This is a genomic window from Streptomyces sp. NPDC006458 (assembly GCF_040612135.1).
In the GTDB taxonomy this organism is placed as follows: domain Bacteria; phylum Actinomycetota; class Actinomycetes; order Streptomycetales; family Streptomycetaceae; genus Streptomyces.
Genome location: NZ_JBEXPR010000007.1, coordinates 47,604 through 69,983, shown reverse-complemented (window position 1 = coordinate 69,983; position 22,380 = coordinate 47,604). Strand labels below are relative to the sequence as shown.

General features: G+C 72.9%; 19 protein-coding genes and 5 pseudogenes. 11 read left to right on the top strand and 13 right to left on the bottom strand.

The window, feature by feature from the left end; translation table 11 throughout:
• Nucleotides 1-2 precede the first annotated feature (2 nt).
• Complete coding sequence (locus ABZZ79_RS11545; protein ID WP_356688705.1) at nt 3-890, top strand: SDR family NAD(P)-dependent oxidoreductase; 888 nt, start codon at nt 3-5, stop codon at nt 888-890.
• A gap of 13 nt (nt 891-903) precedes the next feature.
• Nucleotides 904-1,953 carry an alcohol dehydrogenase catalytic domain-containing protein gene (locus ABZZ79_RS11540; protein WP_356688704.1) on the top strand — a complete coding sequence of 350 codons (1,050 nt, stop codon included), beginning with the start codon at nt 904-906 and terminating at the stop codon, nt 1,951-1,953.
• Between the two features lie 82 nt (nt 1,954-2,035).
• Here the strand turns inward: ABZZ79_RS11540 and ABZZ79_RS11535 are convergent, their stop codons facing one another.
• Nucleotides 2,036-3,106, bottom strand: a complete 1,071-nt coding sequence (locus tag ABZZ79_RS11535; protein WP_356688703.1) for a helix-turn-helix domain-containing protein — start codon at nt 3,104-3,106, stop codon at nt 2,036-2,038.
• A gap of 104 nt (nt 3,107-3,210) precedes the next feature.
• Here ABZZ79_RS11535 and ABZZ79_RS11530 point away from each other — a divergent pair, with 104 nt between their 5' ends.
• Nucleotides 3,211-4,488, top strand: coding sequence for an MFS transporter (locus tag ABZZ79_RS11530; protein WP_356688920.1), 1,278 nt, complete (start codon nt 3,211-3,213; stop codon nt 4,486-4,488).
• A 407-nt stretch (nt 4,489-4,895) separates the two neighbouring features.
• On the opposite strand, the gene ABZZ79_RS11525 is transcribed toward ABZZ79_RS11530, so the two are convergent.
• The 3 genes and pseudogenes from ABZZ79_RS11525 to ABZZ79_RS11515 form a co-directional block, all read right to left on the bottom strand.
• Nucleotides 4,896-5,507, bottom strand: a complete 612-nt coding sequence (locus ABZZ79_RS11525) for a flavin reductase family protein (protein WP_356688919.1) — start codon at nt 5,505-5,507, stop codon at nt 4,896-4,898.
• 73 nt (nt 5,508-5,580) lie between these two features.
• Nucleotides 5,581-6,153, bottom strand: a pseudogene (locus ABZZ79_RS11520) (enoyl-CoA hydratase-related protein); the annotation flags it as partial.
• A gap of 83 nt (nt 6,154-6,236) precedes the next feature.
• Complete coding sequence (locus ABZZ79_RS11515) at nt 6,237-7,436, bottom strand: NAD(P)/FAD-dependent oxidoreductase (RefSeq protein WP_356688702.1); 1,200 nt, start codon at nt 7,434-7,436, stop codon at nt 6,237-6,239.
• A gap of 253 nt (nt 7,437-7,689) precedes the next feature.
• Here ABZZ79_RS11515 and ABZZ79_RS11510 point away from each other — a divergent pair, with 253 nt between their 5' ends.
• From ABZZ79_RS11510 to ABZZ79_RS11500, 3 genes are read left to right on the top strand one after another with little or no spacing between them, the layout of a single operon-like run.
• Entirely contained in the window at nt 7,690-8,100 is a 411-nt protein-coding gene (locus tag ABZZ79_RS11510; protein WP_356688701.1) for a DoxX family protein, read from the top strand.
• Complete coding sequence (locus ABZZ79_RS11505; protein WP_356688700.1) at nt 8,088-8,489, top strand: OB-fold domain-containing protein; 402 nt, start codon at nt 8,088-8,090, stop codon at nt 8,487-8,489. Before ABZZ79_RS11510 ends, ABZZ79_RS11505 begins: the two co-directional genes overlap by 13 nt.
• Nucleotides 8,490-8,519: 30 nt before the next feature.
• On the top strand, nt 8,520-9,131 hold the full coding sequence (locus tag ABZZ79_RS11500) for a GNAT family N-acetyltransferase (RefSeq protein ID WP_356688699.1): 612 nt from the start codon (nt 8,520-8,522) through the stop codon (nt 9,129-9,131).
• On the opposite strand, the gene ABZZ79_RS11495 is transcribed toward ABZZ79_RS11500, so the two are convergent.
• Entirely contained in the window at nt 9,109-9,774 is a 666-nt protein-coding gene (locus ABZZ79_RS11495; protein WP_356688698.1) for a pyridoxal 5'-phosphate synthase, read from the bottom strand. The two genes, ABZZ79_RS11500 and ABZZ79_RS11495, sit on opposite strands and share 23 nt — an antisense overlap.
• Nucleotides 9,775-9,967: 193 nt before the next feature.
• The gene (locus ABZZ79_RS11490) at nt 9,968-10,585 is read right to left on the bottom strand and encodes a LysE family translocator (RefSeq protein WP_356688697.1); all 618 of its coding nucleotides are present in this window, start codon (nt 10,583-10,585) and stop codon (nt 9,968-9,970) included.
• Between the two features lie 82 nt (nt 10,586-10,667).
• Here ABZZ79_RS11490 and ABZZ79_RS11485 point away from each other — a divergent pair, with 82 nt between their 5' ends.
• Nucleotides 10,668-11,120 carry an Lrp/AsnC family transcriptional regulator gene (locus tag ABZZ79_RS11485; protein WP_356688696.1) on the top strand — a complete coding sequence of 151 codons (453 nt, stop codon included), beginning with the start codon at nt 10,668-10,670 and terminating at the stop codon, nt 11,118-11,120.
• A gap of 138 nt (nt 11,121-11,258) precedes the next feature.
• On the opposite strand, the gene ABZZ79_RS11480 is transcribed toward ABZZ79_RS11485, so the two are convergent.
• A complete protein-coding gene (locus ABZZ79_RS11480; protein ID WP_356688918.1) occupies nt 11,259-11,894 on the bottom strand; it encodes a TetR family transcriptional regulator in 636 nt (211 codons plus the stop codon).
• A 133-nt stretch (nt 11,895-12,027) separates the two neighbouring features.
• On the opposite strand from ABZZ79_RS11480, the gene ABZZ79_RS11475 reads away from it, so the two are divergent.
• The 3 genes and pseudogenes from ABZZ79_RS11475 to ABZZ79_RS11465 form a co-directional block, all read left to right on the top strand.
• The gene (locus ABZZ79_RS11475) at nt 12,028-12,750 is read left to right on the top strand and encodes a VOC family protein (RefSeq protein ID WP_356688695.1); all 723 of its coding nucleotides are present in this window, start codon (nt 12,028-12,030) and stop codon (nt 12,748-12,750) included.
• A gap of 190 nt (nt 12,751-12,940) precedes the next feature.
• Entirely contained in the window at nt 12,941-15,307 is a 2,367-nt protein-coding gene (locus ABZZ79_RS11470) for a PQQ-binding-like beta-propeller repeat protein (RefSeq protein WP_356688694.1), read from the top strand.
• A gap of 191 nt (nt 15,308-15,498) precedes the next feature.
• Nucleotides 15,499-16,101: pseudogene (locus ABZZ79_RS11465) on the top strand (tyrosine-type recombinase/integrase); the annotation flags it as partial.
• Nucleotides 16,102-16,295: 194 nt separating this feature from the next.
• On the opposite strand, the gene ABZZ79_RS11460 reads toward ABZZ79_RS11465, so the two are convergent.
• The 4 genes and pseudogenes from ABZZ79_RS11460 to ABZZ79_RS11445 form a co-directional block, all read right to left on the bottom strand.
• Nucleotides 16,296-16,661, bottom strand: a complete 366-nt coding sequence (locus ABZZ79_RS11460) for a hypothetical protein (RefSeq protein ID WP_356688693.1) — start codon at nt 16,659-16,661, stop codon at nt 16,296-16,298.
• A gap of 191 nt (nt 16,662-16,852) precedes the next feature.
• Nucleotides 16,853-17,074 (bottom strand): annotated as a pseudogene (locus ABZZ79_RS11455) (helix-turn-helix transcriptional regulator); the annotation flags it as partial.
• A 29-nt stretch (nt 17,075-17,103) separates the two neighbouring features.
• Nucleotides 17,104-17,442 carry a helix-turn-helix transcriptional regulator gene (locus ABZZ79_RS11450; protein ID WP_356688692.1) on the bottom strand — a complete coding sequence of 113 codons (339 nt, stop codon included), beginning with the start codon at nt 17,440-17,442 and terminating at the stop codon, nt 17,104-17,106.
• Nucleotides 17,439-17,814, bottom strand: a pseudogene (locus tag ABZZ79_RS11445) (type II toxin-antitoxin system RelE/ParE family toxin). The gene ABZZ79_RS11450 and the pseudogene ABZZ79_RS11445 overlap by 4 nt, the downstream one beginning before the upstream one ends.
• A 201-nt stretch (nt 17,815-18,015) precedes the next feature.
• On the opposite strand from ABZZ79_RS11445, the pseudogene ABZZ79_RS11440 reads away from it, so the two are divergent.
• Nucleotides 18,016-18,795, top strand: a pseudogene (locus ABZZ79_RS11440) (AMP-binding protein); the annotation flags it as partial.
• A gap of 143 nt (nt 18,796-18,938) precedes the next feature.
• On the opposite strand, the gene ABZZ79_RS11435 reads toward ABZZ79_RS11440, so the two are convergent.
• Together ABZZ79_RS11435 and ABZZ79_RS11430 are read right to left on the bottom strand one after the other, a co-directional pair.
• The gene (locus ABZZ79_RS11435) at nt 18,939-19,127 is read right to left on the bottom strand and encodes a sigma-like protein (RefSeq protein WP_356688691.1); all 189 of its coding nucleotides are present in this window, start codon (nt 19,125-19,127) and stop codon (nt 18,939-18,941) included.
• A 203-nt stretch (nt 19,128-19,330) separates the two neighbouring features.
• Nucleotides 19,331-22,276, bottom strand: a complete 2,946-nt coding sequence (locus ABZZ79_RS11430; RefSeq protein WP_356688690.1) for a BTAD domain-containing putative transcriptional regulator — start codon at nt 22,274-22,276, stop codon at nt 19,331-19,333.
• Between the last annotated feature and the right edge of the window lie 104 nt (nt 22,277-22,380).

Sequence of the window (22,380 nt, the reverse complement as noted above, 5' to 3'; positions counted from 1 at the left end):
GTATGGGGAACTTCTTGAGCGGCAAGGTCGTCGCGGTGACCGGGGCGGGACGAGGCATCGGCCGTGCGGTGGCACGGGCGGCGGCCGCCGAGGGCGCACGGGTCGTGGTCAACGACTACGGCGTCGCCGTCGACGGCGCCTCACCCACCAGCGAGATCGCCGACGCCGTGGTCAAGGAGATCGAGGCCGCGGGCGGTGAGGCCGTCGCCGTGGCGGACGACATCTCCACCATGGCCGGCGGCCGACGCGTCGTCGACACCGCGCTGTCGGCGTACGGACGCCTCGACGGGGCGGTGTGCGTCGCGGGCATCCTGCGCGAACGGATGCTGTTCAACATGTCCGAGGAGGAGTGGGATCCCGTCCTGGCCACCCATCTCAAGGGCACGTTCACCGTGTTCCGGGCCGCCTCGGCGGTGATGCGCCGGCAGCGGACCGGCACCCTGCTCGGCTTCACCAGCGGCAATCACCAGGGGTCCGTCTCCCAGGCCAACTACAGCGCCGCCAAGGGCGGTGTCATCTCCCTGGTCCGCAGCGCGGCCCTGGGACTGCACAAGTACGGGGTGACCCGTCTCGTACGGCAGTGGGCCGACCTGCGCGTCATGCGCTGGCACGCGCTGCGCACGCTCGGCGGCACGAGCGGCCCCAGTACGGCGAAGCTGCTGTGGGCCGGCTGGCACCAGCGGCTGGGGGAGCTGGCCGTGCTGGCGCGGGGCGCGGCGGCGGGAGTTGGGCCCGCCGTGTGGTCGGCCTCGGAGCCGTACGAACTCGACGCCGATCAGCATCTGTTCCTGTTCTCCCGTGCCGACACGATCTACGGCGGCTCGGACCAGATCCAGCGCACGATCAACGCCGAGCGGGTGCTCGGACTGCCCAGGGAACCCAGGGGATAGGGGAGTGGCCGCAATGCGTGGTGTGGTGTTCGACGGCAGGCGGGCCGAGGTCGTGGACGACCTTCAGGTGCGGGACCCGGGGCCCGGCGAGGTGCTGGTGGCCGTGTCGGCGGCGGGGCTGTGTCACAGCGATCTGTCGGTCCTCGACGGCACGATCCCGTTCCCCGTGCCGGTGGTGCTGGGCCACGAGGGCGCCGGGGTGGTGGAACAGGTCGGCGAGGGGGTCGGCCATGTCGAGCCCGGCGACCGTGTGGCCCTGTCCACCCTGGCCTGCTGCGGTGCCTGCGCCGAGTGCGACCGGGGCCGGCCGACCATGTGCCGACAGGCCATCGGGCGCCCGGGGCGGCCCTTCACGCGCGCGGGGGCGTCGCTGTTCCAGTTCGCCGCCAACTCCGCCTTCGCCGAACGGACCCTGGTCAAGGCCGTGCAGGCCGTCCGGCTGCCGGAGGACATCCCCATGCCGTCCGCCGCGCTCATCGGCTGCGCGGTGCTCACCGGGGTCGGGGCCGTCCTCAACCGGGCCCGGGTGGAGGCGGGGGACCGGGTCGTCGTCATCGGCGCGGGCGGGGTCGGGCTCAATGTCGTCCAGGGCGCCCGGCTCGCGGGTGCCACTCGCATCGTGGCCGTCGACGCCGACCCGGACAAGGCGGAGGCCGCCCGGCGGTTCGGCGCGACCGACTTCTTCACCTCGGCCGACGAGGTGGCCGGGGTACTGCCCTGTGGAGCCGACCACGTGTTCGAGTGTGTGGGCCGTGTCGACCTGATCCGCCGGGCCGTGGACCTGCTCGACCGGCACGGACAGGCGGTCCTGCTCGGCGTGCCGCCCGCCACCGCCGAGGCGTCCTTCCTCGTCTCCTCCCTCTACCTCGACAAGTCGGTCCTCGGCTGCCGCTACGGCTCCTCGCGGCCGCAGCGGGACATCGCCCGGTACGCCGAGCTGTACCGGGCCGGGCGGCTGATGCTGGACGAGCTGGTGACGCGGACGTATCCGGTGGAGGACTTCGACAAGGCGGCGCAGGACGCGCGGGCGGGGCGGGTTGCTCGGGCGGTGCTGACGTTCTGAGGGCGGCGCCTTGCTCGGGCGGTGCTGACGTTCTGTGGGCGGCGGGTGCGGGTGTGTCCGCGCGCCCGGCGGCGCCTGTGCGTCAGGCCCCCACGCGCGCCCCGCCGTCGGGCACGGCACCGCCGTCGGGCACGGCCCCGCCGTCGGGCACGGCCGCGCCGTCGCGTCCGGCGACCCGGAAGGTGCGGCGATAAGCGGTCGGGGTGACGCCGAGGGCCGTCTGCAGATGCTGGCGCATCGACTGGGCCGTGCCGAAACCGGCGCCCCGGGCGATCTGGTCGACGGACAGGTCGGTGGACTCCAGCAGATGCCGGGCCCGTTCGACGCGCTGCTGGGTGAGCCACTGGCCGGGGCTGGCGCCGGTCTCCTCGCGGAAGCGGCGGGTGAAGGTCCGTACCGACATGGACTCCTGCGCGGCCATGTCCCGCAGCTGGATCGGCTCGTGCAGCCGGCCGAGCGCCCAGGCGCGGGCCGTCGTGGTGGTCGCCTGCTGCGGGTCGGGCACCGGCCGCTCGATGTATTGCGCCTGCCCGCCGTCCCGGTGCGGCGGCACGACCGTACGGCGGGCCACCTCGTTGGCGACGGCCGTGCCGTGGTCACGGCGGACGATGTGCAGGCACAGGTCGATGCCGGCCGCGACGCCCGCCGAGGTCAGCACGTCACCGTCGTCGATGAACAGCACATCGGGGTCCAGGTCGACCTGCGGGAAGGTCCGCCGGAAGTGCTCGGCGTCGGCCCAGTGCGTGGTCGCGGGGCGGCCGTCGAGGTAACCGGCGGCGGCCAGGACGTACACGCCGGTGCAGATGGAGGCGAGCCGGGTGCCGGGGCGTACGCGGGCGAGCGCCGCCTTCAGCTCCTCGGTCAGCGCGCCCCGCTCGAAGACCGGGCCCAGCTCGTAGGAGGCCGGGACGATCACGGTGTCGGCGGTGGCCAGGGCCTCCGGGCCGTGGCCGACCTGGATGGCGAAGTCGGCGTCGGTCTCCACCGGGCCGGGCGGGCGCACCGAGCAGGTGATCACCTCGTACAGATGCCGCCCCCGGGCGTCCTTGGGGCGGCCGAAGATCCGGTGCGGGATGCCCAGCTCGAAGGGGAGCAGCCCGTCGAGGGCCAGGACGACGACGCGGTGCGGGCGGAACTCCGGCTCCCTGCTCATGGCCCGATTCTAACGAATGCTGTCCTTCGGGCCACTCGATGGGCGTGGCCGAATCCCGGAGGCTGAATGTCGTGAACCAGACAAGCCAGATCGCCGCAGACGCCATGCGGGAACCGAAGCCCGCCCGCGACCGCCGGCGCGTCCACCGCGCCTGGTTCGTCGCCGCCGTCGCCTTCGTGACGATCATCGGCGCCGCCGCATTCCGCACCCTGCCCGGACTGATGTTCGATCCGCTGAACGAGGAGTTCGGCTGGTCGCGCGGCACCGTCGGCGCCGCCGTCTCCGTCAACCTCGCGCTGTACGGGCTGACCGCGCCGTTCGCCGCGGCGCTGATGGACCGCTTCGGCATCCGCAAGGTGGTGGCCGTCGCCCTCACGGTGATCGCGCTCGGCTCGGGCCTGACCGTGTGGATGACCGCACCCTGGCAGTTGCTGCTGTGCTGGGGCCTGCTGGTCGGCCTCGGCACCGGATCCATGGCGCTGGCGTTCGCCGCGACGGTCACCAACCGCTGGTTCACCGAGCGGCGCGGCCTGGTCACCGGCATCCTCACCGCCGCGTCCGCGTCCGGGCAGCTGATCTTCCTGCCGCTGCTGTCCTGGATCGTCGACCGCCACGACTGGCGCCCGGCCGCCGTCACGGTCGCGCTCGCCGCCCTGGCCGTGGTGCCCTTCGTCTGGCTGCTGCTGCGCGACCACCCGGCCGACGTGGGCATGCGGCCCTACGGCGCCCAGGAGTTCGTGCCGAAGCCCGACCCGGTCCAGGGCGCCGCCCGCCGCGCGGTGAAGGTGCTGTTCTCGGCCGCGCGCACCGGCCCCTTCTGGCTGCTGGCCGGCTCCTTCGCGATCTGCGGCGCCTCCACCAACGGCCTGATCCAGACCCACTTCGTCCCCGCCGCCCACGACCACGGCATGCCGATCACCGCCGCGGCCTCGCTGCTCGCCGTCATCGGCGTCTTCGACGTCATCGGCACGGTGGCCTCCGGCTGGTTCACCGACCGCTTCGAGGCCCGCCGCCTGCTCGCCGTCTACTACGCCCTGCGCGGCATCTCGCTGCTGTTCCTGCCGATGCTGCTGGCGCCGAACGTGCACCCCCCGATGCTGTTCTTCATCGTGTTCTACGGCCTGGACTGGGTCGCCACCGTCCCGCCGACCATCGCTCTGTGCCGCGAGCACTACGGCGAGGACAGCGCGATCGTCTTCGGCTGGGTACTGGCCTCGCACCAGATCGGCGCGGCGGTGGTCGCCTTCGTCGGCGGTGTCGCCCGGGACGTCTTCGGCTCCTACGACATCGTGTGGTTCGCTTCGGGCGCGCTGTGCGCGGCGGCCGCGCTGATGGTGCTGGTGATCCGGCGCAGGACGGCCGGGGTACCGGCGCTGGCCTGAGGGTCCGGGCGGGCTTTCGGGTCCCGGGTTGGTGGTTCGGGCGGGTTCCCGGGGCCTGGCCTGAGGGTTCGGGCGGGTTCTCGGGGGCGGGGTGGTGGTGCGCGCGGGCTTTCGGGGGCGGGGTGGTGGTGCGGGCGGGTTCTCGGTTCCGGCTCGGTGGTGCGGGCGGGTTCGCGGGTTCGGATTGGCGGTCCGGGCGGGTTTCCGGGGTTCGGGCCGGTGGTCCGGGCAGGTTTCCGTCCGGGGTTCGGCCCGGTGGTCCGGGCGGGTTTCCGGGGTCCGGGCCGGTGGGCTGGGCGGGTTCCCGGGGTCCCGGGTTGGTGGTCCTGGCGGGTTGTGGACCTCGCCCGGCGGTCCGTGAGGGGTTCCGCTCCGGCCCTCGCCCGGTGGTCCGGGCAAGGCGGAGGTCAGGTCTCCAGCCGGGCGAACCGCCCTCGGTGGAAGAGCAGCGGCTCGCCCGTCTCGGCCGCGCCGAGGGCGTCCACCCGCCCCACCACGATCAGATGGTCACCCCCGGTGTGAACGGCGTGGATCGTGCAGTCGATCCACGCCACCGCGCCGAGGAGCCGGGGCGCACCGGAGAAGGGAGCGGCGTCGTACGCCACCCCCGCGAACTTGTCGCCGCCGGTCACCGCGAAGCCACGGCACAGCTCGCCCTGCCCGGCCGCCAGCACGTTCACGCAGAAGGCGCCCGCGCGGGCGATCCGCGGCCAGGTCGTCGACGCGCGGCCGACCATGAAGGCGATCAGCGGAGGATCGAGGGACAGCGAGGAGAAGGACTGGCAGGCGAAGCCCGCGGGAGAGGTCTCGCCCGCGGCCGCCGGTGCCGTGACAACGGCCACGCCGGTCGCGAAGTTCCCGAGCACCCGCCGGAACGCGCCCTGGTCCACCGGCGCCCGCTCGTCGGCACCCACACAGCGCAACTCCGGCCGGGGCAGCGCCGCCACGGGGCGGGGCGCGGCGCGGCCGGACGACCTGAGGTAGCGGACGGCGGCGGCCGCCATCGCTGCGGTTCCCATCACGGGAACAGTGAACCTGACGGCGTATCAGATGGGAAGCCCGCTTCGGGGACTTTCGGGGCCGGCGAGGCCCTCAGCGCCCCGTGAACCTCGGTGCCCGGCGCCGCACGAAGCTCTCCAGGCCCTCCCTGGCGTCGGAGGTCGTCATGTTGATCTCCTGCGCGGCGGCCTCCGCGGCGAAGGCGGTGCCGCGGTCGCTGTCGAGGGAGGCGTTGACGAGCTGCTTGGCCAGGGCGAGGGCGCGCGTCGGGCCCGCGGCGAGGCGGGCGGTCCACTCCCGGGTCGTGGCGGCCAGCTCGGCGTCCGGTACGACCCGGTTGACCAGGCCCAGCCGTTCGGCCTCGGACGCGGAGAGGGCGTCGCCGAAGAACATCAGCTCCTTCGCCCGCAGAGGTCCGACCAGGCGGGGCAGGAGGTAGGCGCCGCCCGCGTCGGGGACCAGGCCGCGGCGTACGAAGACCTCGATGAAACGGGCCGATTCGGCGGCCAGGACCAGATCGCAGGCGAGGGCCAGATGGGCGCCGAGGCCGGCCGCGACACCGTTCACGGCGGCGACGACCGGCTTCTCGCAGTCGAGAACGGCGGCGACGAGCCGCTGGGCGCCGAGGCGCAGGGTACGGGCCACGTCCCCGGCGGCCCGCTCGCCGGTGACGCCGCGGCCTGACACAACGTCAGGAACTGCCCGTGCGGACAAACTTGTGAAGCCCGGCCCGGCGTCGGCCCCATCGCTCACCCCACCAGCCGTGACACCCCCGAACCGGCCCGCTTGGCGACCGCCCTGGCGATGTTCTCCGCGTCGATGGCGAGTTCGCGCAGCATGCCGCTGATGGGGTTGGTGAAGCCGGTGAAGTACAGGCCGGGGGCCTTCCGCGGGGTGCGCGCGCCGTGGACGAGGGGCTTGCCGTGCGGGTCGAGGACGTCCAGGTGGCCGACCAGGCCCTCCAGGGCGCGGGTGTAGCCGGTCGCGGCGATGACGGCGTCGGGGGCGACGCGGGTGCCGTCGGCGAGGAGGACCTCGTCGCCCTCGAAGGCGTCGACCGCGGCGACCACCTCCACCCGGCCCGCGCGGACGGCGTCGATCAGGCCGGCGTCCTGGACGGGGATGGCCCCCTCGGTGACGCGGCTGTAGAGCCCGCTGTCGGGGCGGGGCAGGCCGTGGGCGGTGAGGTCGGGGACACTCACCCGTGCCAGCGGGCGGGCGAGCGCGTCGACGAGGCCCACGGGGAGGCGGCGGACGAGGACGCCGGTGTACTGGGCGGCCCAGCCGGCCGTGGAGCGGCGGACGATGTGCGGGGTCGTGCGCACCGCGAGCCTGACCCGCTTGGCGCCGCCCTCGACGAGGTCGACGGCTATCTCGGCGCCGGTGTTGCCGACACCGACGACGAGGACGTCACGGCCGGCGAAGGGCTCGGCGTTGCGGTAGCGGGAGGCGTGCAGGAACTCGCCGGGGTAGGCGTCGCGGCCCGGCCAGTCGGGGACGAGGGGGGTGTGGTTGTAGCCGGTGGCCACGACCACGGCGGCGCCGTCGAGCCGGCGTCCGCCCGTGGCGTGCAGCAGCCAGCCGGTGCCGTCCGGGGAGGGCTCGATCCGGGAGACCTCCACGCCGGTGACGATCTCCAGGTCGTGGTGCTCGGCGTACTTCTCCAGGTAGCGCACCACGTCGTCCCGCGCCACCCAGCGCCCGAACCTGCGGGGCATGGCCAGACCGGGCAGGGCGGACAGCCGCCGGGTGGTGTGCAGACGCAGCCGGTCGTAGTGGCCCCGCCAGGACGCGCCGACGGCGTCGGACTTCTCCAGTACGACGGCGCGCAGGCCCCGGGCGCGCAGCGCGTGCGCTACGGCGAGCCCGCCGGGTCCGGCGCCGACGACGTAAACGGGGCGTTCGGCGGGGTTCGCCACGGGGGGTGCGGACGCAGTGGAGTCGGACATGTCCGCGAGCGTAATGACGCCCTGGATTGATGGGTCTCGGTCAAGACCGGAATTGGTTGCGGAATGGTCACGAGTGGGGTGGTCGTGTGGGGGTTGCGCGGACGGGTGGCGGCTTCGCGGCGTCTCGCGCGGGGTCCGGTCTTCCCGCTCCCAGCTATCTGACGTACCGTCAGATTCAATCTTCGGCGGCGCGTCGACGGGAGCGGCGGCCATGGACACGATCTGGCTCACCGGTGCGGAGTGACGCGCGGGTTTGCGTATCGGGCTCGGCCTGTGGTGGCTGGAGAGCTGGCGGCACAAGGACAGGAAGGCGTGGTTCGAGCGGGGGAGCGGCATCGAGTGGGCGGCGGGGATCGCGGCCGAGCACCGCTGGGGTGCGGTGCGGTCGGGGTTCCGGACCGTGGTCGCGCAGCGACCGCGGCTGATGGTCTACGTCGTCGTCTACGCCGAACTGGCCCTCGGCCTGGGGCTGATCGCGGGCCTGCCGACCCCGGTGGCGCTGGTCGGCGGGCTGCTGCTGAACGCCGCCTACTTCGTGCTCATGATCCACGACTGGGCGGAGCAGGGGCAGAACTCGATGATCGCGCTGATCTCGGTGGTGGGCCTGTTCGGGATGTCGTGGCAGACCTGGTCGCTGGACGGCGCGCTCGGGTGGTTCCAGTGAGCGGGGCACCCGACACCGACCCCTTCTCCCGCCCCTACTGGGAGGCGGCGGCCCGCGGCGGGCTGCTGCTGCGCCGGTGCCGGGACCGCGGGCGGGCGCATCACCATCCGCGGGAGTTCTGCCCGCACTGCTGGAGCGAGGACGTGGCCTGGGAGGAGGCGAGCGGACGGGCCACGCTCCACTCCTGGTCGGTGGTGCACCGCAACGACCTGCCGCCCTTCCGGGAGCGCACGCCCTACGTCGTGGCCGTGGTCGACCTCGCCGAGGGGCCGCGGACGGCGACGGAGCTCGTGGAGGGCGCGGCCAAGGCGCCGCGGGCGGGGATGGAGCCGGAGGCCGACTTCAGGGACGGTGTGCCGGTGTTCAGGCCCCTTGGAGGGAGGACTTGATCGGATGAGCGGATGACCTTGAATGGGCGGATGACGTCGACACACGAGCCCTTTCTCACCAGCCCCGTCTCCGAACTGTCCGGCCACGGCCTGCGGCTGCTGCCCTGGGACGCCGACTCCCCGGCCGACGCGCAGGCCTGGCTGCGCGGGCTGACCGATCCGGAGTTCCGGCGCTGGAACACGCCTCTGAGGCCGGTGGAGGACCTGGCCGCCGCGCGGGCCTCGCTGCGCGCGAAGGCCGAGCGGGCGGCGGACGGCGCCGACGTCACGTTCCGCGTCGCGGACGCGGCGAGCGGGACGACGCTCGGCCAGATCGGCGTCAACATGATCGACCACCTCATGAGCGTCGCCCGCGTCGGCTACTGGGTCCTGCCCGAGGCCCGCGGTCACGGCGTCGCCACCCGGGCCCTGCGCCTCGCCACCCGCTGGGCCCTGACCGACCTCGGCCTGCACCGCCTCGAACTCGGCCACGCCGTGGGCCACGACATCTCCTGCCGCACGGCCGAACGCTGCGGCTTCCCCTACGAGGGCACCCTGCGCGGCGCGATGTGGGAGGACGAACGCCGTACGACGTACCGCGACGTGCACCTCCACGCCCGCCTGGCCGCCGACCCGGAGGTCACGGCCACAGCAGCCCCCTGACCCAGCCCTCCCCCTCCCGGCGGTAGGTCAGGCGGACATGGCGGCGCTGTTCGTCGCCCTGGAAGAACTCGGCCTCCTCGGGGCGCAGGCGGTAGAGGGTCCAGGAGGGGACCTCGGTGCCCGGGGCGGTGCGGGCCTGGGACCAGGCGGCCTCCGAGGCCCGGGTCAGAGTCTCCAGCGAGGGCAGGGGTTCGCTCTGGTGGCCGGTGAGGGCCGCCGCCAGGGCGCCGGTGGTGCGGGCGTGCAGATCGGCGCGGGCGGCGCCGGGCGGGGCCTGCTCGACGGGGCCGCGCAGCCGGATCTGGCGGCCGTGGGCGGGCCAGTAGAAGCCGAGGGCGGCGTAGGGGCGGGCGGCGAGGTGGCGGCCCTTGCGGCTGGTGGCGTGGGTGGCGAAGGCCCAGCCGTCGGCGTCGGCGCCGTGCAGCATCACGGTCCGTACGTCGGGCAGGCCGTCCTCGTCCGCGGTGGCGAGGCTCATCGTGTGCGGCTCGGGCTGGCCGGCCTCGACCGCCTCCGCGAACCATCGCGTGAAGAGGGTCAGCGGCTCGGCGGGGGCCGTGTCCGGGTCGAAGGGCCGCAGTTCGGTGACGCCGGGGGCCCACACCCGTAGCGACCGGAGCAGTTCGTGGAGGTCCTGTGCCATGGCCCGAGTATGGCCGGGCCGGGATCGGCCCCCTCACCCGTTCAGGATCCCTCAGCCGAGACCTGCATCACCCGTCCACAACCTCCCTGGACAGAACACCTAGCGCCTGCCGGACCAGCCGTCACAGCGCGTGCCGGACCAGCCGTCACAGCGCGTGCCGGACCAGCCGTCACAGCGCGTGCCGGACCAGCCGTCACAGCGCGTGCTGGACCAGCAGGAACGCGCCGATCCCCAGCATCGCGGCCCCCGACGTGCGGGTGACCGCGCGGGCGGCGGCGGGACGGGCGCGCAGCACCGCGCGGGCCAGGACGCCGACGGTGAGGTAGACCGCGGCGCAGCACGCCATGTGCAGCAGGCCGAGGGCGGCGGTCTGCACCGGCACCGGGAGACGGCCGCCGTCGACGGCGAGGAACTGGGGCAGGACGGAGAGGTAGAGCAGCAGGCCCTTGGGGTTCAGGCCGCTGATCGTGGCCCCCCGCAGGAAGACGCCCGCGCCGCCGCCGCGCATCGGCTCCTCGTCGGCTCCGGGCACTCCCGGGCGGCGCAGCACGCCCCAGCCGAGCCACACCAGGTAGCCGGCGCCGGCGACGGTGAGCGCGGTGAGCAGGACCGGGGAGCCCGCCACGAGCACGGCCAGGCCGGCCGCCGCGAGCAGTGTGTGCAGCGCGTAGCCCGCGACCAGGCCGCCGACCGCGGCCGCCACCGAGCGGCCGCGCAGCCCCGCGGCGATGGCGTACGCCCAGTCGGCGCCCGGTACGCACACCAGCAGCAGGTCGATCGCGAGGAAGGAGATGAGGGAACCCGAGTCCATGCCGGGAACGCTATGCCGGATTGGCCCGAAAGTGTTCCCGAAGTTTGCCCGCGCTCTCGCACAGTGAGGGAAGATCTGCCTCATGGATGACGTGGACCGGAAAATTCTTGCCGAGCTTCAGCAGGACGGGCGGCTGACCGTGACCGAGCTGGCCGGGCGGGTGCGGCTGAGTGTGTCGCCGTGCCATCGCCGGCTGCGGGAGCTGGAGCGGTCGGGGGCGATCAGCGGGTATCGCGCGGTGGTGGAGCCGGCCGCGGTCGGGCTGACCTTCGAGGCGCTGGTCTTCGTCTCCATGCGGCAGGAGGACCGGGACACCGTCGTGGAGTTCGAGCGGGCGCTCACGGAGGTGGAGCATGTGCTGGACGCGCAGCGGTTGTTCGGGGACCCGGACTATCTGTTGCGGGTGGCCACCGCGGATCTGGCCGCCTTCCAGCGGCTCTACGACGAGAGGCTGGCCACCTTGCCGGGGGTGCAGCGGCTGACGTCGACCCTCGTGATGAAGCATGTGGTGAAGGACCGGCCGCTGCCCGCGTGAGGGCCGTTCCTCGCGGTCGCCGTTGCGAGGCGCGGGCCGTCTTCGGTCGCTCGCGCCCACGCGGCGGAGCCGCATGCCGGCACTTCCCCGCGCCCCTTTCGGGGCGCTTGACAAGACGGTGGGGAAATTCCGACGGGGTTACTTGGTCGGCTTCTTGCCCGTGACCCCCAGGTGGACCAACAGGGCCAGGTTCGGCTTCAGTTCCGCCTGCTTGACGCCCCAGGAGGTGAAGCCCTTCTGGTGCGAGGCGACGGCGGCGAGCATCGCGACGAGGGAGCCGGCGACGGCGGCCGGGTTGACGTCCTTGTCGACCCTGCCTTTGGACTGGAGTTCGGTGACGGCTTCCGCGAGGGAGTTGTTCACCGAGTTGAGGATCTTCATACGGAGCTTGTAGAAGCGCTTGTCGCCCTCGGCCGCCCCGAGATCGACCACGCGCAGGATCGCGTCGTTCTTCCGCCAGAACTCCAGGAATCCGTCGACGAGTTCCTGCGCGGTCTGCCAGCCGGCCTTCCCGACCCAGCTGCGGCCCTCCAGGAGTTCCGCCAACCCGGCGCCCTCTGCGGCCATTTGGTCGGCGATCTCCAGGACGGCGCCCTCGACGTCCGGGAAGTACTGATAGAAGGTCGCGGGCGAAGTGCCCGCCTTCCGGGCGACATCGATGACCTTGACGTCCCGGTACGGAGACGAGCTGAGCATCTCGCTGAGGCAGTCGAGCAGCTTCTGCCGCGTCGCCTGCCCGCGCCGACCGGCAACGCGGCCGTCGACGGTACGCACTTGTCCTGTCATGTCGTCAGCTTACCGAGGGGTGATCGGAGCGCGATTCGGCCGACTGCAAATGGGGTGCGCGGGGCTTCCGCGGCAGTGTGCCTGGTCTGCGCGTTGCGTGAGCCGCCGTTACGTTTCTTGTATGGCCGAAAACAGGGCATCGCGGGTCACGGAGGGCGTCCCCTGCTGGGTGGACGCCCAGCTTCCCGACGTGGAAGCGGGCAAACGGTTCTACGGTGAGCTCTTCGGGTGGTCCTTCGAGGAGTGGTACGGCGGCAGTGTGCGGGCTCTGAAGGACGGTGAGCCGGTCGCCGCGCTCGCCCACAAGACGGACGGCCGGATGCCCACCGTGTGGACGGTGTACTTCGCCACCCCGGCCGCCGAGGTGCTGGCCCGGCGCGTCCGGGAGACGGGTGGCCAGGTGGTGGCGGTGCCGATGCCCATGGGCGCGCTGGGCACGGCCGGGCTGGCCGCCGACCCCGAGGGCGCGGTGTTCGGCCTGTGGGAGCCCGGCACCCACGCCGGCTTCGGCCTGCGCCACGCGCCGGGCAGCTTCGTCTGGGCCGAGCTGTACGCCCGGGACACCGCCACCGCCAACGGCTTCTACGGCGGCCTCTTCCACGACGCCCTGTTCGGGCCCGACGCCGAGCCCGACTTCGGGCGGGCGCCGGTCACCGACGTCTTCGCGGCCGAGATGCCCCCGCACTTCCTCGTCCACTTCCGGGTCGAGGACTGCGAGGCGGCCCTGGCGGAGGTGAACCGGCTCGGCGGACGCGTCCAGGCGGGGCCTTTCACCACGTCGTACGGCACAGTGGGGGTGGTCGCCGACGACCAGGGGGCGTCGTTCGCCGTGCTGGAGCGCTGATCAGGAGGCCTGCCGGAGGATTTTCGCCCCCGTTTGTCCGCTGACACCCCAATTCTCACCCGGTTCGCAACCGGGGGCTCCGCCAGGAAGAATCGGGGTGCGTGCCGCCATGGCGGTGCGGTGGTGAGACGCTGCACGGGGTCGCGTACACAAGTGGGGTACGAGGCCCGTACGGGGAGGTGGCAGGCAAGTGGTGGATCAGCTGACGCAGCACGATCCGCGGCGGATCGGGCCGTTCGAGGTGCTGGGACGGCTGGGCGCCGGCGGCATGGGGCTGGTCTATCTCGCGCGCTCGGCGTCGGGCCGGCGGGTGGCGATCAAGACGGTCCGTACGGAACTCGCCGAGGACCAGCTCTTCCGCGTCCGCTTCACGCGCGAGGTGGAGGCCGCCCGCGCGGTCTCCGGCTTCTACACGGCGGCCGTCGTCGACGCCGATCCGCGCGCGGCGGTGCCCTGGCTGGCCACCGCCTATGTCCCGGCGCCCTCCCTCGAAGAGATAGTGAACGACTGCGGGCCGCTCCCGGCCCAGGCCGTGCGCTGGCTCGCGGCGGGCGTCGCCGAGGCCCTGCAGTCCATCCACGGCGCCGGGCTGGTCCACCGCGACCTCAAGCCCTCCAACGTCCTCGTGGTCGAGGACGGCCCCCGGGTGATCGACTTCGGCATCGCGTCCGGTGTTTCGAACACCCGTTTGACGATGACCAACGTGGCGGTCGGCACGCCCGCCTACATGTCCCCCGAGCAGGCCAAGGACTCCCGCAGCGTCACGGGCGCCAGCGACGTCTTCTCGCTCGGCTCCACCCTGGTCTTCGCCGCCACCGGCCATCCGCCCTACCACGGCGCCAACCCGGTCGAGACGGTGTTCATGCTGCTGCGTGAGGGCCCCGACCTGGAGGGCCTGCCCGACGAGCTGCGGCCCCTGATCGAGTCCTGTATGCAGATCGAGGCCTCGGCCAGACCCACGCCGGCCGACCTCCAGGCCCAGCTCGCCCCGCATCTGTTCGGCTCCGGCTCCGACGACAGCGGCACCGCCTCCGCCTGGCTGCCGGAGAAGGCCGTCGCGATGATCGAGACCCGCCGCGGCGGCCGTCTCGCGCCCAGGCCCGCCGGCGGCGGCCGCAGCACCGGTGGGCGCCACCCCGGCCACGGACCCGCCGTACCGCCTCCCCCGCATCACCCGCCCGCCCCGGTGGGCGCGCCCGCCGGGGCGCCTGCCTCCGTGGGCGCCCCGGACGCCGGCCCCGTACACCTGGCCGGTGCCGCCGTACCGATCGGGCCGGGTCCGCGCGTGGCCGACGCCCGCGCCGCCGCCGTGAAGGCGCCCCCGCCCGAGGCGGGCCTGGTGGCCGCCTGGTCCAAGCCGCGGCCCGGCGTCAACGGCGCCGACACCGCCGCGGCGCAGCCGCCCGTCCCGGCCCCGGAGACCCCCGGCACCTGGCGCCCTTGGCGCTTCCGCATGTCCAACGACGTCTGGGGCACCCCGGCCGTCGCCGACGACCTCGTCTACGTCACCTCCTTCGAGGTGCACGCCCTCGACGTAGCCACCGGCCGGCGCCGCTTCAAGACCCGCGACGTCGCCTGGTCCATGGCGGTCGCGGACGGCCGTATCCACGCCTCGGACGGCCCCACCCTCTTCGCCCTGGACGCGAGGGAGGGCGCCGACCTGTGGCGCCTGCAGACGGACGCCTGGGTGTACTCGCTCAAGGCCGACCGCGGCACGGTCGTCACCGGCACCCGCGGCGGCGGCGTCCAGGCCTGGGAGGCCGCCGGCGGCCAGAAGCTGTGGGAGCTCACCGGCGCCCAGAGCGACTTCGAGTCCCCCGAGGCCGGCCCCGCCGTCCACGACGGCACCGTCTACGTCTGGCAGGACGCCCGGCTGCGCGCCCTGGACGCCCGCACGGGCGACGAGCGCTGGTCCTACCCCATCGGCGACGCGGCCTCCTGCGGCGGCGTCCCCGTCCGGCTCACCCCGGCCCCCGACGGCTACGTCTACGTCAGCGCAGGCACCCGCGTCCTGGCCATCGACATCGCCGCGGGGCACGTCAAGTGGCACTTCGAGGCACCGGCCGTCTTCCTCTGCCCGCCCGCCTACGCCCCCGGCCCCGCCGTCACCGGCGGCGGCGTCTACCTCGCCGACTACCTCGGCACCGTCTACGCCCTGGACGCCACCGACGGCCGCGACCGCTGGCGCATCGCCACCGAGAGCCGGGCCTCCATCGAGCCCGTCCTGGTGGCCGCGGGCCACGTCCACGTCGGCAGCGGCAACGGCCTGTACACCCTGGACGCCGTCACCGGCACCCCGAAGTGGCGCTTCCAGGCGGGCGGCGACATCGTCGGCGCCCCCTCGGTGGCCGAGGGCCGTATCCACTTCGGCTCCACCGACCACCTCCTCTACACCCTGAAGGCCGACGACGGCCGCCTGCGCTGGAAGCTGGCCACGGGCGGGGAGATCACCGGCTCGCCGGTGGTGAAGGACGGCATCGTGTACGCGTGCAGCAAGGACCGCTGCGTGTACGCGCTGGACGCGGAGAAGGGGACGGGCACGGCACGGACCACGTGACCCGCCGACGCCGCGCCTGACAGGGACGGCCGTCGTCCCGGGGCACGGAAAGGGGTCCAGACGGCGGCCGTCGCTCGCGAGGACGGGAGACGGGAGGCGGGCGCCGGTCACGGCACGGCAGGGGCCCCGCGTCTCACCGCTTTCACAGCAGACGCTACGCCCGGTGAGACGGCCCCGCCACGCGGACAGGCGCTCTTCACACCGGACTCCGCAAGGGCGAACTCCTCGGCCTGCACTGGGAAGACGTCTATCTCGACGCAGGCACCGCCGCCATCCGCCGAACCCTCCAGCGCACCAGCGCGGGCGGACTCACCACGCTGCCCACCAGGACGCGCGCCTCCGAACGCCGCATCGCCCTCCCCACCCGCTGCCTCCAGTCGCTGGAACTCCACCACGAGCAGCAGAAGACCGAGCGTGGGGCTGCGGGCGCCGCGTGGCAGCACGGCGGGCACGTGTTCACCACTGCGCAGGGCAGGCCGATCGACCCGACCAACGTCACCCGCACCTTCACCACACTCCTCCGCAAGGCCGGCCTTCGCCGCATCCGCTTCCACGACCTCCGCCACTCGACCGCCACTCTGCTCCTTGAGCAGGGCGTCGAACTCGTCGTGATCAAGGAACTCCTCGGCCACGCCCACATCGGTGTCACGGCCGCCGTCTACGCCCACGTCCGACTCCGCCTCCAGCGAGACGCCATCGACACCCTCGGCACCGTGCTCAACGGCCCGACGATCACCGAGACGGCCAACGGCAACGGCGACGAACCACCACCCTGCGCCGCCCTCGTCCGCTGACGTTGCCGTCAACTACTGCCGTCAGACCGCACTGGAGCCCTGCCAGGTGTGACACTTGGCAGGGCTCCAGATTTGCTGGCATAAATACGCCATCCATTGATGTGCTGGCACCGCGACCCAGTGCGCACGCAACCTCACGGAGTCGCACCACATCACGTTGTTCACGGAGCTGAAATCGAGGGCGTCAACTCTCGCTATTCAGACTCCAGCACCAGAACATCTCTGCCGCGCTCATAGATTTCGATCGCACCAGGGGAATGGTCCATAAATTCCTCCCAGAACCCCGGGACTTGCCAGGCGGCAGGTGCCATCGTGAGCGATCCGTCCCACTCGGTGGAAATCGTCCACGATGGATGCATCTTCGGCTCGACCACTTCAAAGAGCCTCGAATCAAAGAGGGGTGGGAGTTCGCCTCTGCGGAACTCGATCCTGAAGTAGTTCGGCCCATCCGCCTGGCAGTACACCTCAAGGACCACGTACATCTGTCCCTGACGCAGGGCGTCCGCCCCCTGTCGAACACTCTGCTCGTGGCCTTCGGCGCCAGTGAACCTTACTTTCACGGGGCGCTCCCTCTGCGGTTCATGACGACTGTGCAGGCCAGGCCGCTCCTACCTGCAAGTTTGCTGGTCAGCTGGCGATTTGACAGTCGCCGAATGTTCGTGCTTGTGCGCTGGAGTCTGCTGGTGTCGCCGTCACTACTGCCGTCAGTGGTCTACAGCGCCTGGGGAATTCCAGGAATTCCGAATGCGCGTCAAGCGGCTTTGTCGTGCGGGGTGAGGCTGATGGTCAGGTCGGCGCCGAGAGCCTGAGCCAGGCGGCGCAGGAGGGGAAGCGTGGGCATGGTCCCGCCTCCTTCGAAACGGGAGATCTGCGGCTGCTTCATCCCGCACCGCTCGGCCAGCTCGGCCTGGGACAGCCCGAGCTCGATGCGCCGGTCGTGGACGAGTTGCCCGAGCTCACAGGCGAGCGCGGAAGGCGGGTCCTGCATGGCTCCTCCCCGCCTCAGGCCGCTGGGGCGACGATGGTGACGGTGGGCTCGTCTCCGGCGGCGAGGTGCACGTCCACCGTGAGGTCCAGTGCGCGGGCCAGGCGCATGATGACCGCGATGGGCGGCAGCTCGGTGGCCGTCTCGATGCCTTCGATGTCATCGACGTCGACGTGCATGCGCTCGGCGAGGTCGGCCTCGCTCAGGCCCAGCTCCTTACGCCGGTCGTAGACGGCCTTGCCCAACGTCATGGCGAGGCCGGCCTCTTCGTAGACCCGGTCGTACTCGGGGTCAGCGTCCAGGTGTTCGCCCAGCAGCTGGCGGTGGCGACGGGTCCTCCATTCGCTGTGGTTCATCGGTTCTCCTTGAGGTTGCGGCTGTAGAGGTCGTGCTCGGCGGCGGCTTCATGCTCTGCCTCGCACAATCGCTGTGCGGCGTAGGCGCGGTCCACTTCGGTCTGCTCGCGCATCTTGGTCTTGCGGAACACGGTGAGCAGCACGACACGACGGTCGGGCGCCAGCCAGTAGGTGATCCGCTGATGGGCATCGCCCAGGCGGAAGCGCAGCTCGCGGAGCTTGCCGCCCAGGTGGCGGGAGTGCGGTTCGTCGAGCGTGGTGGGCTGCTCGGCGAGCAGGTCGGCGACACGTTCGGCCTGCTTGGGCGGGAATGTTCTCCAGCCACAGCCGCACCTCCGGCTCGATCTCGATCGAGTACCGCCCGCTGTCCATAGCGCCGATGATATATGGCGCGGGGTGCGAGAGCGCGACTTCGTAGTTCAGGTCGTGTGCCGTCGCCGCGATCGCAGCCACTCCAGCGTCGCACACCCCCGTACTCCCCCCTTCGTCCTGACGTCACGGCGCCGCCCGCAAACCCGCGGCAACCTGCTGAGACGGCGCAGGGCCGGCTTACTGCGGGGCGGGAGGCCGGTGGTGAGGGACGAGTGGGACGCCCCTTGGGGCAGCATTCCCGAGCTGGTGCGGTCGGCGGCCGAGCGGTACGCCGGCGTCGAGGCGGTCGTCGACTGCGGCGGCCGCGTGCGGGTGACGTACGGCGAACTGGGCGCGCGCGTGGAACGCGCGGCGGCGGCCTGCCTGGCCCAGGGCGTGCGCCCCGGCGACCGGGTGGGCATCTGGGCCCCCAACTCCCTGGAGCGGACCGTCGCGGCGCTCGGCGCCGCCTCGGCGGGCGCGGTCCTGGTCCCCCTGAACACCCGCTTCGAGGGCGCGGAGGCGGCGGACGTGCTGCGCCGCAGCGGGGCGCGGCTGCTCTTCGTCACGGGCACGTTCCTGGGGACCTCATACGTCGCCTGGCTGCGCAGGGCGGGGGAGGGCGACGGAGCGGGGCCGCTTCCCCGTCTGCCGGCGCCGCGGACCGCGGTGGTGCTGTCGGAGGACGCGCCGCGGGGCTTCATGACCTGGAAGGACTTCCTGGCGGGCGGGGAGGGGGTGGGGGCCGCGCGGGTCCGCTCGGTGGCGGTGCCCGGCACGGCGGCGTCGGACATCGACTTCACGTCCGGTACGACGGGACGGCCGAAGGGCGCGCCGATCACCCACGCGCAGTCCCTGCGGGCGTACGACACCTGGGCGGACCTGACGGGCCTGCGCCGGGGCGACCGCTACCTCGTCGTCAACCCCTTCTTCCACACCTTCGGCTACAAGGTGGGCGTCCTGGCGTGCCTGATGAGGGGCGCGACGATGATCCCGCAGCCCGGGCGGTCACCGGGGGGTGACGCCTTGAGGGGGCAGGGCGTCACCCCCCGGTGACGGCCTGCCCCCTCGAAACGCCACGGCCGCGGCGGCTCCCCTCCGTGGCCGCCGCGGCCGGTCCCCGTGGATACGGAAGTACCGGGGCCCTACTTGTCGTCCAGGCCCAGGACGGGCGGGGCCGGCGCGTGCTGGTCCAGCTTGGTGACCTCCTCGCCCAGGGCGGGCGGGACGGGCGCGTGCTGGTCCAGCGTCGTGACCTCCTCGCCCAGGGCGGGCGGGACGGGCGCGTGCTGGTCCAGCGTCGTGATCTTCTCGTCCTTGTTTGCTTCGCTCACGGTGTGAACCCCTAAGGCAGTAGCTGACGTTCTCGACGGAAAGCGCCCGTTCGGCGACTCCCCCGAGGGTCGCCGAACGGGCGTTTCCGAGGCCTCAGCGTAGTCACGAGACCTGGGAGATCCGCCTGCCCCCCGACGCGACGGATCCGTGCATTGAGAGTGGCAGGAGCCCATAAACGTTCGATGAACGAGCCGACTTGTGTTCAGGCGGCGGCGAGAGGAGACAGCAGCGTGCGCACCTCGCCGGCCTCGGCCGAACCCGCGGCGTCGTAGATGGCCAGCGCCTCACGCCAGCAGGCGCCGGCGCGGCCCGACTGGCCGAGCGCCGCCAGCGCCTTGCCGAGCACGGTGAGGGCGTTGGCCTTCATCCAGTCGCCGCCGATGCATCCGATCGCCAGGGCCTGTTCCGCGTGCGGGGCCGCCTGCGGGAACCTGTGAGCCGCCAGGTGGACCTGGGCGATGCGGAAGTGGGTCGTGCCCTCCCACAGACGCTGGCGGCTCTCGGTGAAGATCTGGAGCGCCTGGCTGAGCTGCGTCAGAGCCTCCGGCAGGAGACCGGCCTGGGTGAGGACGATTCCCGACGCGTAGCGGGCGTTGGCGAGCCGCACCGACAGGCCGAGTTCGTCGTATATCTCCACGCCTCGCTGGGCGAGTTCCACGGCCTCGGAACTGCGGCCCATCGAGGCGAGGGTGCGGGAGAGATTGCAGACCGCGCTGGCCTCGCCGGGCTTGTTGCCATCGGCCTGGAAGGCGTGGATCGCGCGGAGGAAGTAGCCCTCCGCGTCGGAGTACCGGGCCGTGCACAGGGCGATGATGCCCAACTGGTTGGGTGCGGTGCTGGTGGTCCAGGGGTCGCCGGCCACCTCGTTGAGAGCGTCGGCGCGGGCGGCTTCCCGCTCCGCCTCGTCGAACCGTCCCGCCTGGCTCAACACCTGCGCCAGCGTGATACGTGCCCGCACCTCCGCCCGGACGTCTCCCTGCTCCACGGCGGCCTGACGCGCGGCCACGGCCGTCGTCTCGTACCGGCGTGAACCGGCTCCGGACTCCGCCAGGTCTATGGTCGCGAGGAGAAGATCGACGGCCCGGCGCAGCGTGGTGACCTTCAGCGACTGCTGGACGAAGGCGAGCAGCGGCTCCGCCTCCGAGTGCAGCCAGTCGAGGGCCGCCGTGGCATCGGTGAACGTCAGGCCGTCGTAGTCGCTCTCCTCGAGATGCGCCACCGTCCGGTCCCCCGGCCGCTCGATCGCGTACACCCGAGCCGCCGTGGCCAGATAGAAGTCCAGCAGCCGCGACAACGCCGCGTTCCGCTCGCCCGGCGGCCGCTCGTCGCGCTCCGCGCAGGCCCGCGCGTAGAGGCGTACGAGGTCATGGAAGCGGTAGCGGCCGGGTGCCGCGGACTCCAGGAGGGAGGTGTCCACCAGGGACTCCAGCAGGTCCTCGGTGTCGTCCACGTCGAGGTCCAGCGCCGCCGCGGCCGCGGCCAGGGAGATGTCCGGCCCGTCCGCCAGCCCCAGCAGCCGGAACGCGCGTGCCTGGGCGGGCTCCAGCGCCCCGTAGCCCAGTTCGAACGTGGCCTTGACGGCGAGGTCGCCCGCCTGGAGCTCGTCCAGGCGGCGGCGTTCGTCGGCGAGCTTGGCCGCGAGCACCGACACGGTCCAGGTGCGCCGGGAGGCGAGGCGGGACGCGGCGATGCGGATCGCCAGGGGGAGGAAGCCGCAGGCCGCGACCACGTCGAGCGCGGCGTCCCGCTCGGAGCCGACCCGCTCCTCGCCCACGATCTTCGTGAAGAGGGCCAGCGCCTCGTCCGGGGACATCACGTCCAGGTCCACGAGGTGGGCCCCGGCCAGGTCCACCATCCGCACCCGGGACGTCACCAGCGCGGCGCAGCCGTCCGTGCCCGGGAGCAGCGGACGTACCTGCGCGGCGTCCCGCGCGTTGTCGAGGAGGACGAGGATTCGCCGGCCGTCGAGCACCGAGCGGTACAGGGCAGCCCGCTCCTCCAGGGAGTCGGGGATGGCCGAGTCGGCCGTGCCCAGGGCGCGCAGGAACGCGCCCAGGACCGTGTCCGGTTCCGCCGCCCGGGGGCCCGCGCCCTGGAGGTCCACGTACAGCTGGCCGTCGGGGAAGGCGGTCCGCGCCTGGTGGGCCACATGGACCGCCAGCGTCGTCTTGCCCACGCCGCCGATGCCCGCGAGCGCGGAGACCGCCATGACGCGGCCCTCCGCCGAGGTGAGGACGTCGCTCAGTTCGGACACGGACGACGTCCGGCCCGTGAAGTCGGGCACGGTCGCGGGAAGCTGCGCCGGGCGCACGGGGACCGTGGCGGGCTCCGCGGCGGGGGCGGACGGCTCGGCCAGGCCGGGGTCCGCCTTCAGGATGCGCTCCTGGAGTTCCCGCAGTCCGGGCCCCGGATCCACCCCCAGTTCGTCCGCCAGCAGGCGCCTGGTGTCCGCGTAGACGGCCAGCGCCTCCGCCTGGCGTCCGCTGCGGTACAGCGCCAGCATCAGCAGCTCGCGCAGCCGCTCGCGCAGCGGGTGCGCCGCCGTGAGCGCCGTGAGCTCGGAGACCGCCTCCGCGTGGCAGCCCTGCTCCAGGTCCATGTCCAGCCGGGTCTCAAGGAGTTGCAGGCGCCACTCCTCCAGGCGGACCCGCTGGGCGTCCGCGTACGGGCCGGGCACCCCGGCCAGGGGCTCGCCGTCCCACAGTGCCAGGGCCCGCCCCAGCACCTCCCGGGCCTGGCACAGATGCCCGGACTGCCGGGCCTTCTCCGCCTCGGCCGCCAGGTCCTGTGCCACCGCGAGGTCCAGGGACCCCTCGTCCAGGCCCCGGACCGCGTAACCGCCGGACTCGCTGGCCAGCACGCCCGCGTCCAGCACCTTGCGCAGGCGCGAGGCGTAGGTCCGTACGGCCGCCAGGGCCTGGGAGGGCGGCTCCTCGCCCCACAGGGCGTCGATCAGCTCGGCCGCGGTGGCCGTACGGCCCTCCCGCAGCAGCAGGGCGGCCAGCAGCGCGCGTTGCTGAGGGGAACCGGTCGGCAGCGGCTCCTCGCCGCGCCAGGCGCGCACCGGTCCGAGCACGCCGAAGCGCAGCGGCGCGGGCTCGTCCGAGCCTCGGCGGCGCTGCTCCGGCACTCGCGGTACCCCGTCCATCGACGCCCCCTAGACATCCCGAACAACTCCGTCAGTTTGCCTTGTTCACGGCGGATGCGTCAGCCGTGCGAGACGCCGATCACAGGGCGGCTCACGGGAGTCCA

What these genes read in the sequence shown, in the direction of transcription:
- ABZZ79_RS11545 (WP_356688705.1), top strand. Translation starts at nt 3, where the DNA reads ATGGGGAACTTCTTGAGCGGCAAGGTCGTCGCGGTGACCGGGGCGGGA.
- ABZZ79_RS11540 (WP_356688704.1), top strand. Translation starts at nt 904, where the DNA reads ATGCGTGGTGTGGTGTTCGACGGCAGGCGGGCCGAGGTCGTGGACGAC.
- ABZZ79_RS11535 (WP_356688703.1), bottom strand. Translation starts at nt 3,106, where the DNA reads ATGAGCAGGGAGCCGGAGTTCCGCCCGCACCGCGTCGTCGTCCTGGCC.
- ABZZ79_RS11530 (WP_356688920.1), top strand. Translation starts at nt 3,211, where the DNA reads ATGCGGGAACCGAAGCCCGCCCGCGACCGCCGGCGCGTCCACCGCGCC.
- ABZZ79_RS11525 (WP_356688919.1), bottom strand. Translation starts at nt 5,507, where the DNA reads ATGGGAACCGCAGCGATGGCGGCCGCCGCCGTCCGCTACCTCAGGTCG.
- ABZZ79_RS11515 (WP_356688702.1), bottom strand. Translation starts at nt 7,436, where the DNA reads ATGTCCGACTCCACTGCGTCCGCACCCCCCGTGGCGAACCCCGCCGAA.
- ABZZ79_RS11500 (WP_356688699.1), top strand. Translation starts at nt 8,520, where the DNA reads ATGACGTCGACACACGAGCCCTTTCTCACCAGCCCCGTCTCCGAACTG.
- ABZZ79_RS11495 (WP_356688698.1), bottom strand. Translation starts at nt 9,774, where the DNA reads ATGGCACAGGACCTCCACGAACTGCTCCGGTCGCTACGGGTGTGGGCC.
- ABZZ79_RS11490 (WP_356688697.1), bottom strand. Translation starts at nt 10,585, where the DNA reads ATGGACTCGGGTTCCCTCATCTCCTTCCTCGCGATCGACCTGCTGCTG.
- ABZZ79_RS11485 (WP_356688696.1), top strand. Translation starts at nt 10,668, where the DNA reads ATGGATGACGTGGACCGGAAAATTCTTGCCGAGCTTCAGCAGGACGGG.
- ABZZ79_RS11475 (WP_356688695.1), top strand. Translation starts at nt 12,028, where the DNA reads ATGGCCGAAAACAGGGCATCGCGGGTCACGGAGGGCGTCCCCTGCTGG.
- ABZZ79_RS11450 (WP_356688692.1), bottom strand. Translation starts at nt 17,442, where the DNA reads ATGAACCACAGCGAATGGAGGACCCGTCGCCACCGCCAGCTGCTGGGC.
- ABZZ79_RS11430 (WP_356688690.1), bottom strand. Translation starts at nt 22,276, where the DNA reads ATGGACGGGGTACCGCGAGTGCCGGAGCAGCGCCGCCGAGGCTCGGAC.